This window comes from Kribbella sp. NPDC026611, from assembly GCF_040638345.1.
GTDB lineage: Bacteria > Actinomycetota > Actinomycetes > Propionibacteriales > Kribbellaceae > Kribbella.
In genome coordinates, this window is sequence record NZ_JBEZYC010000004.1 from 279,692 (window position 1) to 291,939 (window position 12,248).

The 12,248-nt window shown below is 69.1% G+C and carries 13 protein-coding genes; 8 read left to right on the forward strand and 5 right to left on the reverse strand.

Features of this window, described 5'->3' with window-relative positions; genetic code table 11:
- Positions 1 to 32 precede the first annotated feature (32 nt).
- Together AB0E69_RS18425 and AB0E69_RS18430 are read right to left on the reverse strand one after the other, a co-directional pair.
- Entirely contained in the window at positions 33 to 1,436 is a 1,404-nt protein-coding gene (locus tag AB0E69_RS18425) for a metallopeptidase TldD-related protein (protein ID WP_360146721.1), read from the reverse strand.
- Entirely contained in the window at positions 1,433 to 2,944 is a 1,512-nt protein-coding gene (locus tag AB0E69_RS18430; RefSeq protein WP_360146724.1) for a TldD/PmbA family protein, read from the reverse strand. The genes AB0E69_RS18425 and AB0E69_RS18430 overlap by 4 nt, the downstream gene beginning before the upstream one ends.
- Positions 2,945 to 3,035: 91 nt before the next feature.
- On the opposite strand from AB0E69_RS18430, the gene AB0E69_RS18435 reads away from it, so the two are divergent.
- From AB0E69_RS18435 to AB0E69_RS18445, 3 genes are all read left to right on the forward strand, one after another.
- The gene (locus AB0E69_RS18435) at positions 3,036 to 3,557 is read left to right on the forward strand and encodes a sigma-70 family RNA polymerase sigma factor (RefSeq protein WP_360146727.1); all 522 of its coding nucleotides are present in this window, start codon (positions 3,036 to 3,038) and stop codon (positions 3,555 to 3,557) included.
- A gap of 95 nt (positions 3,558 to 3,652) precedes the next feature.
- A complete protein-coding gene (locus tag AB0E69_RS18440) occupies positions 3,653 to 4,201 on the forward strand; it encodes a hypothetical protein (protein ID WP_360146730.1) in 549 nt (182 codons plus the stop codon).
- Between the two features lie 23 nt (positions 4,202 to 4,224).
- A complete protein-coding gene (locus AB0E69_RS18445; RefSeq protein WP_360146733.1) occupies positions 4,225 to 4,845 on the forward strand; it encodes a hypothetical protein in 621 nt (206 codons plus the stop codon).
- Between the two features lie 162 nt (positions 4,846 to 5,007).
- Here the strand turns inward: AB0E69_RS18445 and AB0E69_RS18450 are convergent, their stop codons facing one another.
- Positions 5,008 to 5,490 carry an alpha/beta hydrolase gene (locus tag AB0E69_RS18450; protein WP_360146736.1) on the reverse strand — a complete coding sequence of 161 codons (483 nt, stop codon included), beginning with the start codon at positions 5,488 to 5,490 and terminating at the stop codon, positions 5,008 to 5,010.
- A 145-nt stretch (positions 5,491 to 5,635) separates the two neighbouring features.
- Between AB0E69_RS18450 and AB0E69_RS18455 the strand changes: the two genes are divergently transcribed.
- The 5 genes from AB0E69_RS18455 to AB0E69_RS18475 are packed head-to-tail and all read left to right on the forward strand — an operon-like array spanning position 5,636 to position 11,219.
- Entirely contained in the window at positions 5,636 to 6,565 is a 930-nt protein-coding gene (locus AB0E69_RS18455) for an ABC transporter permease (RefSeq protein ID WP_360146739.1), read from the forward strand.
- Position 6,566: 1 nt separating this feature from the next.
- The gene (locus AB0E69_RS18460; RefSeq protein ID WP_360146742.1) at positions 6,567 to 7,565 is read left to right on the forward strand and encodes an ABC transporter permease; all 999 of its coding nucleotides are present in this window, start codon (positions 6,567 to 6,569) and stop codon (positions 7,563 to 7,565) included.
- Entirely contained in the window at positions 7,558 to 8,553 is a 996-nt protein-coding gene (locus AB0E69_RS18465; RefSeq protein WP_360146745.1) for an ABC transporter ATP-binding protein, read from the forward strand. Before AB0E69_RS18460 ends, AB0E69_RS18465 begins: the two co-directional genes overlap by 8 nt.
- Positions 8,546 to 9,541 (forward strand): ABC transporter ATP-binding protein, encoded by a 996-nt coding sequence (locus AB0E69_RS18470; RefSeq protein ID WP_360146748.1) that lies wholly within the window; start codon positions 8,546 to 8,548, stop codon positions 9,539 to 9,541. The genes AB0E69_RS18465 and AB0E69_RS18470 overlap by 8 nt, the downstream gene beginning before the upstream one ends.
- Entirely contained in the window at positions 9,534 to 11,219 is a 1,686-nt protein-coding gene (locus AB0E69_RS18475; protein WP_360146751.1) for an ABC transporter substrate-binding protein, read from the forward strand. The genes AB0E69_RS18470 and AB0E69_RS18475 overlap by 8 nt, the downstream gene beginning before the upstream one ends.
- Position 11,220: 1 nt before the next feature.
- Here the strand turns inward: AB0E69_RS18475 and AB0E69_RS18480 are convergent, their stop codons facing one another.
- Both AB0E69_RS18480 and AB0E69_RS18485 read right to left on the reverse strand, forming a co-directional pair.
- Positions 11,221 to 11,715, reverse strand: a complete 495-nt coding sequence (locus tag AB0E69_RS18480) for an HAD family acid phosphatase (RefSeq protein WP_360146754.1) — start codon at positions 11,713 to 11,715, stop codon at positions 11,221 to 11,223.
- Positions 11,708 to 12,247, reverse strand: coding sequence for a GNAT family N-acetyltransferase (locus AB0E69_RS18485; RefSeq protein WP_360146757.1), 540 nt, complete (start codon positions 12,245 to 12,247; stop codon positions 11,708 to 11,710). The genes AB0E69_RS18480 and AB0E69_RS18485 overlap by 8 nt, the downstream gene beginning before the upstream one ends.
- Position 12,248 lies beyond the last annotated feature (1 nt).

The window sequence follows — 12,248 nt, forward strand, 5'->3', positions numbered from 1 at the left end:
GCCCCCGCACAGAGCGGGGGCGTTCTTGCGTTTCAGCTGGCCTGGCTGACGCTCGACATGTTGAAGTCCGGCACCAGCAGCGGCGGCGCCGCGATCCGGGAGAAGTCGTCGCTCCACTCCCGCGAGAACGCCGGCACGGTCGCGCCGGCCGCGCTGAACCGGGCGAGCAGGTCGACCGGGCTCTCGTTGAAGCGGAAGTTGTTCACGGCACCGGTCACCTCGCCGTTCTCCACCAGGTACACGCCGTCGCGCGTCAGCCCGGTCAGCAGCAGCGTCTGCGGATCGACGCTCCGGATGTACCACAAGCAGGTCAGCAACAGACCGCGGTCGAGCCCGGCGACCAGTTCGTCCGTCGACCCGGAGGCGCCGTCGACCGAGAGCACATAGTTCTCGATGTACGGCGTCGCAGCCGGTGCGCCGATCAGGTCCGCGGTGGCACGGCTCGTCATCAGATGCTCGAGCTTCCCGCCGCGGATCCAGTCCGTCGCACCGAGCGTGAGCCCGTTGTCGAACACGCTGAACGACCCACCCGACGTCTGCGCGACCACGAACGGCGAGGTCTCCAGGCCGGGCAGCAACGGATCGGACCGCAACGTCACCGGATGCGGCGTCAGCGTCTCGCCGAGCCGCGTCCCGCCGCCGGCCTTCGAGAACACCGTCCGGCCCTCGAAGGAGTCGCGACCGTCGAGGTTCCAGAACATGTACGTCGCCAGGTCGGCGACCGCGTCCGGCGGCAGGATCGTCGGGTACCGGCCCGCGTCCATCGGCACGGTCCGCGCGGCCCAGCCCAGGCGCCGGTTGAGCTCCGCGTCGAGAGTGTGTGCGTCGACGTCGGTGAAGTCGCGGGTGGCCGCTCCGACCCAGGCCGAGCGGGTCAGGTCGCCGGTCTTGCCGGTCGAGGTCACGTACCCCCGCGGGATCGCGTGCCGCAGCCGCAGACCGGTGGACGAACCAACGTACGTCGTGACGACGGCGTGGTCGGCGAATCCGTACAGCCGGCGGTCCTCGCGGGCGGCCTTCCGCAACGTGTCCCCGAGCGCGGGTGCGAAGGACGCGTAGACGTCGACCGTGGTCTCCTCGGGCTCGAGGTCCCAGTCGGCGCCGGCCGATCCCTCGAGCAGCGGACGCGCGTCCTCCGCGGGCCCCGCCGTACGGGCCGTCGCGACGGCCGCGGCCACCAAGGGCTGCAGCGACGCGTCGGTGGCGGACGAGCGGCTGACGACGCCGGCCGCCGTACCCTCGCCGGCGCCGACCGTGGCGATCACGGTCACGTTGGAACCGCGGAGCGCGCCGTTGGTGGTCAGGGTGTTGTTGGCCCAGCGCAGGTTGGTGCTGGACGTTTCGGCGACGATCACGACGCAGCCGTCCGCGCCTTCGGCCGCGGCCAGGGCGAGACCCCGCTCGATCGTGTCCTGCGGCGTGAGCTGAATCGTCACCGGCCGGCCTCCTGCGTGGTGTTGAGAATGCGGACACTGCGGAACAACGCGGACGGGCAGCCGTGGCTGACCGCGCCGCTCTGGGCCGGCTCGGCCTTGCCGCAGTTCAGCGCGCCGCCGAGAACGTACGTCTGCGGGCCGCCGACGGCCTCCATCGAGCCCCAGAAGTCGGTCGTCGTGGCCTGGTAGGCGACGTCGCGGAGCTGGCCGTCGAGCTTGCCGTTGGTGATCTTGTAGAACCGCTGGCCGGTGAACTGGAAGTTGTACCGCTGCATGTCGATCGACCAGGACTTGTCGCCGACGATATAGATCCCGTTCTCCACCTGGCTGATCAGCTCCGCGGTCGACGGACCGTCCGCCGCGGGCTGGAGCGAGACGTTGGCCATCCGCTGGATCGGGATGTGGCCGGAGGAGTCGGCGTACGCGCAGCCGTTGGAGCGTGGGGTCCCGAGCAGGTCCTCGTTCTTCTTCGCCATGCGGCGGTCGACCTGGTAGCCGACGAGGATGCCGTCCTTGACCAGGTCCCACTGCTGGCCCGCGACGCCCTCGTCGTCGTAGCCGACCGTGGAGAGGCCGTGCTCGGCGGTGCGGTCGCCGGTGACGTGCATGACCGGCGATCCGTACTTGAGCGTGCCGAACTTGTCCGTGGTGGCGAAGCTGGTGCCCGCGTAGTTGGCCTCGTAGCCGAGCGCGCGGTCCAGCTCGGTGGCGTGGCCGATCGACTCGTGGATGGTCAGCCAGAGGTTCGACGGATCGATGACCAGGTCGTACGTGCCGGCCTCGACCGTCGGCGCGGCCATCTTCTCGGCCAGCCAGCCGGGCATCTGCGCGAGCTCGTCGTCCCAGTCCCAGCCGGTGCCGGTCATGTACTCCCACCCGCGCCCGGCCGGCGGCGCCAGGCTCGACATCGAGTCGAACCGGTCCTCGGCGACCGCGTGCGCGGTGAGGTCCGGACCGATCCGGACGCGTTGCTGGGTGTACGACGTCCCCGCGGTGTTCGCGTAGAACTTGCACTCGTGGATCGTCGCGACCCGGACGCTCACGTGCGCGACGCCGTCCGCGTTCAGCAGCCGGTCGCTGTAGTCGGTGAGCAGCGCGATCTTCTCGGCCCGCGGCACCGAGAACGGGTCGATCTCGTACGACGACGTCCAGGTCACGTCGTCGTACACGGGCTCGTCGGCGAGCTCGATCGGCTCGGCGTTGATCGCGCTCGACACCTGGGCCATGTTGACCGCCTGCTCGGCGACCCGGACCGCCTCGTCCTCGGTGAGCGCAACGCCGGAGGCGAACCCCCAGGTCCCGTCGTGGATCACGCGGACCGCGAGGCCGAGGTCCTCGTCGTCGGCCGCGCTCTCGAGCACGCTGTCGCGGAGCGAGATCCACTCCGACTTGATCCGCTCCAGGCGGAACTCGGCGTAGGTCGCGCCGAGGTCGCGGGCCCGCTGCAGCGCGGCACCGGCAAGCTCGTGACGGGGAAGGTCGAGGAACGACGCATCGATATCGGGCACATCCAGACCCTATACAGGGAACCTGGATGCGTGCCGTGGTGTATCCACAGGGACGGAAGGAGCGACAGTCAGCCCGGACGACGAAGCGGACGTGCTGGCTCGGGTCCGCGGCGGCGACAGCGCCGCGTACGGCGAGCTGGTGGTTCGGCATGCCCCGATGGCGAAGCGTACGGCGGTGTTCCTCGGAGCCGGCGCGGATGCGGACGACGTGGTGCAGGAGGCGTTCGTCAAGGCGTACCGGGGTCTCGGCGGGTTCCGCTCCGGGTCGGCGTTCCGGCCGTGGTTGCTGCGGATCGTGGCCAACGAGACGCGGAACGCCGTACGGGCTCGTGGGCGCAGGGCGAAGCGGGAGGAGCGGGCGGCGCCGCTGGACGTCGTACTCGACCCTGCCGAGGAGGCGGTGTCGCTGGAGCGGCGGGCTGAGCTGCTGGCCGCCGTACGGGCGTTGCCGGACCCGATGCGGCTCGTCGTGACCTGTCGCTATCTGCTGGACCTGGATGAGCAGGAGACCGCTGTGGTGCTCGGCTGGCCGCGCGGGACGGTCAAGTCGCGCCTGCACCGCGCGCTGGGTCGACTACGGGACGCTCTGCCGGACAAGGAGGTGCAGCGATGAGTCTCGAGGACGAGCTAAGGGCCGTGGGGCGCTCAGTCGACGTACCTCCCGTGGAGGAGGGGCTGACGGCCGCTGTGCTCACTCGGGTCGCTGGCATGCCCGTCAAGAGACGGCGGTGGCGCGCTTTCCTCGCCGGCTTCCTGGTGCTGCTGGGAGGTGTCGTGCTGACGCCACCTGTGCGCGCCACGGTCGCTGAGTGGCTGCGGATCGGGGGAGTGGAGGCCCAGCAGGTCCCTACTGGCCCCAGCACTGCCCCGCCTGTCCCGACGATCTCTGGGCGCTTGTCGCTGGACCAGGCGGCTCAGACAGCTGGCTTCACACCCGTTCACCCTGCGGTCCTGGGCGAGCCAACCGGCGTACAAGCGTCGAAAGGCTTCGTCGCGATGAGCTGGCCTGGTGTCCGGCTGGAGCAGTTCCAGTCCGACATCCAGCCGATGTACCTCAAGCAGTACTACGAAGACCTCGAGTACGTCGACGCAGTCAACGGCTACTGGTTCAAGACGCCGCACAACCTCGTGCTGGTCGACAAGCGCGTCGTACGCATTGCCGCACCGACCCTGGTGTGGGTCCGCGACGGCATCACCTACCGCCTGGAAGGTGTCAACAAGGCCAGAGCCGTCGAACTGGCCGAGGGAACCAACTAGTAGGTCCGCGGTGTATTCGGGACATGATCCGACGCATGCTGCTCCTGGCCGCAGTCCTCTTCGCGTTCACCGCAGTACCAGCTCACGCCGGCGGCCCGACCAGCGTGCTGCTCAGCGCCCCGCCGACTGTCATCGGTCTGGGCTACGAGGACCAGCGGTACGCCGACCTCCAAGCTCTCGTCCAGACACCGACGAAAGCCGAGCCCACGGGTGCACAGCACGACACCGGCCGCTTCGTCCGTGCTACCTGGCTCATCCACGACATGTCCATCTGGCGCATCGACATCATCTACCCCGACGCACCCGGTGGCCCGTGGATCCAGACCGAGGACCTGATGACGGACACCAACCCCAGCAAACCCACCTGGCACCGAGCCGCCAACCCAGTCCGCCTCCTCCAACTCCTCGGCGACCTGAACCTCCTCCACGGCTCCTTCGAAGGCGGCCCCACCCTGACCGACGGCTACGCCATAGTCGCCACCCCGGCCCCCACACCACCCCCAGCGCAGCAGGCCGCGGCCCCCACCACCACGTTCTTCACCGGCTGGCGCTGGACCATCCCCGGCGTCCTCCTAGGCGCAGCCATCACCGCCCTAGCCCTCCGCCTACTCCCCAAACGCCGTTGGGAACTCATCGACCAATAAGCCAGCTCAGCAGGTCTCGGTAAGCCTCTGGGGGTTGGATGTGGCCGCCGATGTACGGGTGGCGTTCAGCGGTGGGGATCGCTGTCAGTAGGACTTCAGCTGCTTCGGTGGCTCGCTGGTCGTCTGAGCCGTACCAGACGCTCACTGGAACCTGGACCGCACTCAGCTCAAATCCCCAGGGCTCAGCAAACGCCAGGTAGTCGTCTTCCCAGCCTTCGAAGCTTGTGACGAAGGTTGCGTGCAGGCGGGCCATCGCGGCGGGGTCGTCGCGGGCCGGTGGGCCGTCACCGGGGATCTCTGGGCCGCCGGCAGGTCACCCAACAGCGCAGCACAGGCCAGCGCGTGCGGGCCGCCGCCGGAGCCGCCGGTTACTGTGAAGCGGTCCCAGCTCAGCGCGTTAGCTACCGCCGCGGCGTCCACAGCCGCGGAGGCGACCGTCCGGCCGGGCTGGCGGGTCGAGCCGCCGTACCCGGGGCGGTCAGGTGTTACCAGCCGTACGCCGCACTCCTCGACTGCGCGCACCGCGTCAGGGCGCTTCCAGCGGGTGCTGGGGGAGCCGCCGAAGGACAGGACCGGTACGCCGTCCGCCGGTCCATAAATGCTGTACCGCAGTTCCCGCGAGCCCACCTGCACTACGTCGTCCACCAGCGGAGCGTAACCAACCCACAGCAGCTACCCGAATCCACAGTTACCGACCTGAGATTCTCGGGATTCGAGATGCAACCACGGTGGTGGAAGGATGCGGCCTAGTGTCTGTCGGCTGCATGAATCGAACCTGTCGGGAGTGCTTGTGAGTTCCTCGGTCGCCGGGACCGTTTCGCCCACCCGGCAGGCGGTGCGCCGGCTACGGCGGGACCGCAGCGCGCGCGTCGGTGTCGTGCTGGTCGTGCTGCTGATCGTGATCGCCGCGGCCGCCCCGCTCCTGGTCAAGCTCGCCGGCCAGGACGCGACGACGTACCACATCGACCTGCTCGACCCGGCCCGCGGCAACGCCCCACGCGGTGCGGTAGGTGGTGCGAGCGGTAGCCACTGGTTCGGCGTCGAGCCGCTGACCGGTCGCGACCTGTTCTCGATCGTGGTGCTCGGCCTGCGGACGTCGCTGTTCATCGCCGTCGTGGTGACGGTGATCACGGCCGTCGTCGGCACCCTGGTCGGCATCAGCGCGGCGTACTTCGGCGGCTGGTACGACGCGATCGTGTCCCGGCTGCTGGACTTCCTGTTCGGCTTCCCGCAGCTCGTCTTCATGATTGCCCTGGGCATCATCGTGCCGGCGCGGTTCCCGCGCTGGCTGCTGCTGATCCTGGTGCTGAGCGTCTTCGGCTGGGCCGGCCTGGCCCGGCTGATCCGCAACCAGGCCCGCTCGCTGGTCGCCCGCGAGTTCGTCGAGGCGGCCCGCAGCGTCGGCTCGTCCGGCTGGATGGTGATCACCCGCGAGCTGCTGCCGAACCTGCTCGGTCCGGTCCTGGTCGTCGCCACCCTCGCCATCCCCGGGTACGTCGGGACCGAGGCGGCATTGTCCTTCCTGGGCGTCGGCGTACCGCCACCGACCCCGGACCTCGGCCGGTCGATCTCGGACTCGATCGCCTGGGTCTACACCGGCGCGGACCCGTGGTTCCTGGTCTTCCCGGGCGCCATGCTGTTCCTCGCCGTGCTCGGTTTCACGTTGCTCGGTGACGGCGTACGTGACGCGTTCGACGTCCGGCTGCGGAGGACGAACTGACATGCCCGACCTCGTCTGGTTCGTGATCCGGCGGCTGTTCAGCGCGTTGCTCGTGATGCTCGCGCTGAGCCTGGCCGTCTACCTGGTCTTCTACGCGATCCCTGCCGACCCGGCCCACCTCGCGTGCGGCAAACCGTGTACGCCGGACCGCCTCGAGCAGGCCCGGCACTTCATGCAGCTCGACCAGAGCACCATGCAGCAGTACCTGAGCTTCCTGAAGGGCATCTTTGCCGGCCGTACCTTCGGCGAGGGTTCGGCGGCCGTCCACTGCAACGCACCCTGCTTCGGGTACTCGTTCCCCCTGGCTCGTCCGGTCACCACCCTGATCGTCGAGCGGCTGTCGATCACCGCCTCGATCGCGGTCGGCGCCGCCGTACTCTGGCTGCTGCTCGGCGTCTCGCTCGGTGTCGTCGCGGCGCTCAACCGAGGCCGCCTGCTCGACCGCCTGTCCGTCGGAGTCGCGTTGCTGGGCGTCTCGACCCCGTCCTTCCTGCTCGGGCTGCTCGCGATCCTGGTGTTCGGCTTCTGGCTCAACATGGTCCCGGTCAACGGGTACGTCGCCTTCACCGACAGCCCGGTCGACTGGGCCTGGCACCTGGTCACGCCCTGGCTCGTGCTCGCCGTGCTCCAGGCCGCGGCGTACATCCGGATCACCCGCTCGCAGATGCTCGAGGAGCTGAACCTCGACTACATCACTACCGCGCGAGCGAAGGGCGCCGGCGAGGCCCGGGTCGTCCTGACGCACGGGCTGCGTGGCGTTCTGGTCCCGATCGTGACGCTGTTCGGTCTCGATCTCGGCGGTCTGCTCGGCGGCGCGATCCTGACCGAGAAGGTGTTCAGCATGCAGGGTCTGGGCGACCTGCTGATCACCGCGGTCGGCTCGCTGGACGTGGCCGTGGTCGTCGGCGTGACGCTCTTCGCAGCCTTCCTGATCATCCTCGCGAACCTGGTGGTGGACATAGTGCACGGTGCGCTCGATCCGAGGGTGAGCCATGGCTGAGCCGATACTCGAAGTGCATGATCTGCACGTCACGTTCAGCACCGAGGGTGGTCTGGTGCCGGCTGTCGACGGCATCGACTTCGCCGTCGCGCCAGGGGAGACGCTCGCGATCGTGGGCGAGTCCGGCTCCGGCAAGAGCGTCAGCTCGGCCGCGGTGATGGGCCTGCTGCCGTCGACCGCGGACGTCACCGGCGAGGTGCTCCTGGACGGCCGCGAGCTGATCGGCCTGCCCAACGACGAGCTCCGCAAGATCCGCGGCAACGACATCGCGATGGTCTTCCAGGACGCGCTCTCCGCGCTGAACCCGTACTACAGCGTCGGCTGGCAGGTCGCCGAGGCGTACCGGCTGCACCACGACGTCTCGAAGAAGGTCGCGCACCAGCGGGCCGTCGAGATGCTCGACAAGGTCGGCATCCCGGACGCGGTCCGCCGGGCGAACGGCTTCCCGCACGAGTTCTCCGGGGGAATGCGGCAGCGGGTCGTAATTGCTATGGCTCTGGTGAACGACCCACGGGTGCTGATCGCGGACGAGCCGACGACCGCACTCGACGTGACCGTGCAGGCGCAGATCATGCAGCTGCTCGCCGACGTCCAGGAAGAGTTCGGGACGGCGCTGATCCTGATCTCGCACGACCTCGGCGTGGTCGCGGAGGTCGCCGACGACGTCCTGGTGATGTACGCCGGCCGCGCGGCCGAGCGCGGTACCGTCCGGGACCTGTTCTACCGCGCCGCGCACCCGTACAGCCTCGGGCTGCTCGGTGCCATGCCGCGGGTCGACGTACCGCCGCGGCCGCGGCTCACCACGATCCCCGGTTCCCCGCCGTCGCCCGGCTCGATCACGACCGGGTGCCCGTTCCAGCCGCGGTGCGCCTACACGCACCTCGTGGGGGAGCGGTGCATCACCGAGCGACCGGAGCTCACACCGCGCCCCGGCGAAGGCGATCACGAGGCGGCCTGCCACCTGGGACGGAGGCCGTCCGATGTCTGACGAGCTGCTCAACCTCAAGGACGTCAAGAAGTACTTCGGGCTCCGCGGCCTCCCGTTCCAGAAGGCGCAGGCCGTCCGCGCGGTCGACGGAGTGAACTTCACCGTCCGCAAGGGCGAGACCGTCGGCCTGGTCGGCGAGTCGGGCTCGGGCAAGTCAACGCTGGCCCGGCTCGCGACCCGGCTGCTCGACCCGACCCAGGGCCGGGTCGAGATCGGTGGCAAGGACGTCACCAAGGTCCGCGGGCGTCGGCTGCGACCGGTCCGGCGGCGGATCCAGATGGTCTTCCAGGACCCGCAGGCGTCGCTCAACCCGCGGCAGTCGGTCGGGACGATCCTGAGTACGCCGTTCCGCGCGCAAGGCATCCGCCCGACCCGGGCCCAGCTTGTCGAGCTGCTCGAGCAGGTCGGGCTTGCCGAGCAGCACCTCGAGCGGTACCCGCACGAGTTCTCCGGTGGTCAGCGGCAGCGGATCGGCATCGCCCGGGCCCTGTCGGTCAAGCCGGAGCTGCTGGTCTGCGACGAGCCGGTGTCCGCGCTCGACGTGTCCGTCCAGGCCCAGGTCCTGAACCTGTTGGCGGACCTGCGCGACGAGCTTGGCCTGTCGTATGTGCTCGTCGCCCACGACCTGGCCGTCGTACGGCAGGTCGCGAACCGGCTCGCGGTGATGTACCTCGGCACGATCGTCGAAGAGGGCCCCGCGGACCAGGTGTACGCCGCGCCGGCCCACCCGTACACAAAGGCGTTGCTGTCCGCCGTACCGGTGCCTGAGCCGGGCGTGGTCCGGGACCGGATCGTGCTGACCGGCGACGTACCGACGCCGATCGACCCGCCGTCCGGCTGCCCGTTCCGCACCCGGTGCTACAAGGCAGAGGACGTGTGCGCGACCAAACGACCGGTGCTCGAGCCTGTGCACGGCTCCGCAGAACACCGGGCCGCCTGCTACTTCCCAGAGCCCCCCACCCCAGAGAGGTCAGTATTCAGTGTCTAATCAACTGAAGGGCATATCCCGTGCGGTGGCAGTAGCCGCCGTACTGGCGCTGGCGGCCGCGGCCTGCAACGCCAACAGCAAGTCGACGCCGAGTGGCGGGAACGCCGCAGCGGCCGAGCAGGGCGGCACGTTCCACGTGCTCAGCACCAGCAAGGAGATCAGCTACGACCCGGCCAAGAGCCAGAACCTCGGCATCAGCAGCATCCACCTGGTGCTGCGCGGCCTGACGTCCTGGAAGACCTCGCCGGACAAGGCCACCGAGGTGGTCCCGGACCTGGCCACCGACATCGGCCAGGCCAGCGACGGCGGCAAGACCTGGACCTACAAGCTGAAGCCGGGCCTGAAGTACGCCGACGGTTCGCCGATCGTTGCCGGCGACATCAAGTACGGCATCGAGCGGTCGTTCGCGCCGGAGCTGTCCGGCGGGCTGGGGTACCACAAGTCGCTGCTCGTCGGCGGCGACAAGTACCAGGGCCCGTACAAGGGCGCCGAGCTGGCCTCGGTCGAGACGCCGGACGACAGCACGATCGTGTTCAAGCTGAACAAGCCGTACGGCGACTGGCCGTGGATCGCCAGCATGCCGGCCTTCTCGCCGGTGCCGAAGAAGGCGGACACCGACCCGGCGCACTACGGCGAGAAGCCGATGGCGAGCGGGCCGTACCAGGTGCAGTCGTACACCCCGGGCTCGAAGCTCGTGCTGGTCCGCAACCCGAACTGGGACAAGTCGACCGACCAGGCCCGGACCGGTCTGCCGGACTCGATCGTGACCGACATGGGCCTGCAGCCGGACGTGGTGAACCAGCGGCTGATCGCGGACGCGGGCGACGACAAGTTCGCCGCGTCGACCGGTGTGTCCGTGCCGGCCGCGCTGATCCCGACGATCAACGGCAACCCGGCGGTCAAGGCCCGGGTGGCGACGTCGCCGGCCGGCGCCCTGGAGTACCTGGCGATGAACACGCAGCGCCCGGCGCTGGCCAAGCCTGAGGTCCGCAAGGCGATCGAGTACGCCGTCGACAAGCAGGCCGTCCAGGTCGCCGAGGGCGGACCGGAGTACGGCGGTGAGATCGCGTCGACACTGATCACGCCGGGGATCGACGGGTACACCAAGTACGACCTGTACCAGGCGCCGCCGGCCGGTGACCCGGAGAAGGCGAAGCAGCTGCTCGCGGCCGCCGGGGTCAGCAACCTGAGCCTGGTGCTCGTCGCCGACAACACCACCGGTCTCGGCGTCGCCCAGGCGATCCAGCAGGGGCTGAAGCGGGCCGGAATCGCGGTCACCATCAAGCCGCTGGACTCCGAGCCGCTGACCGACCTGATCACCGGGAACAAGCCGGACTTCGACCTGACCGTGTCCAGCTGGCTGCCGGACTTCCCGAGCGCGATCGGCAACATCCAGCCGCTGTTCGGGACCTCGGAGATCGGCAACGGCGGGTACAACATCTCCCGCTACTCGAACCCTGCGGTGGACTCGGCGATCGGCGCAGCCACGGCCGAGACGGACCAGGGCAAGGCCGCGGGGCTGTGGGCCGCGGTCGACAAGCAGATCATGGGTGACGCGCCGATCGTGCCGCTGATTTACGCGCGGAACGCGTTCATGCACGGGTCCAAGGTGCAGAACTTCTACCTGCCGGCGTACCCGCCGTACGCGAACGTGCTCACGGTTGGTCTCAGTAAGTAGATCAGGTGCGTCCTTCGCGCTCCTGAGCTTCGAAGAGGGTCGGCTGGGTCTCGGCATCGAGTCCCCAGTCGGCCCTCATCACCGTGTAGCCGGCCTTCTCCGCGGCCGCGATCACCTTCACGTCGTCGTCGACCAGCACGGCGACCGGGCGCTCCTCGGCGAGGCGGTTGAGCCTGGTGAGCTTCATCAGCATCGACGGGCGCCGGTCGGTGTTGCCGCGCATGTACAGCTTCCCTTCCGGAAAGCCGTTGTCCTTGAGCCACTTGACCGTGTCCCGCCGCAGCCGCTCCGGCCGCCCGGTCAGGTAGACGATCTCGTGCTCGGCCGCCAGCGTCGTCGCGACCGCGAGCCCTTCGTCGAGCACTGAGTCTTCCTTGGCGTGCGCGAAGAACGAGTCCCAGTCCTTGGGCTTCTTCTCCAGGAAGTGGATCCGCTTGCTGGTGTCGGACAGCGTCGCGTCGATGTCCAGTACGGCGTACGCCCGATCGTCACCCATGCTGGGTAGCTTCCCAGGTCCCACGGTCGATCGCGTACTCGACCTCCCCGAACTCGGTCCCGGGCAGCGGATCCTCGAAGTGCTCGTGGTACACCCTGACGAACCGCAGCCCGGCCCGCCGCATCACGTCCCGCGACCGGTGGTTGACCGCCATCGTGTCCGCCACCACCCGCTCCATCCCGAGCTCGGTGAACGCATGCTCGATCAGCGCCTTGGTCCCTTCGGTCGCATACCCCTTCCCCCAGGCTCTCCGCAGCAACCGGTACCCGACATCCACAGCCGTCGGCTCGTCCGTGGGCTGCAACCCGAACCACCCCACAAACCCGTCCCGATCCTCAGCAGCAAACGTCCCGAGCCCAGGATGCTCCGCGTACACCTTCAAGATCCCCGGCAACACCACGTCCTCGAGCTCCTCGCGCGGCGTCGGCTGCCCAGTCAGGTATCGCATCACCTCCGGATCAGAATCCAGCCCCACCAGCAGCTCGGCGTCGTCGATGCGGAACTGCCGCAGCCGCAGTCGCTCGGTCTCCATG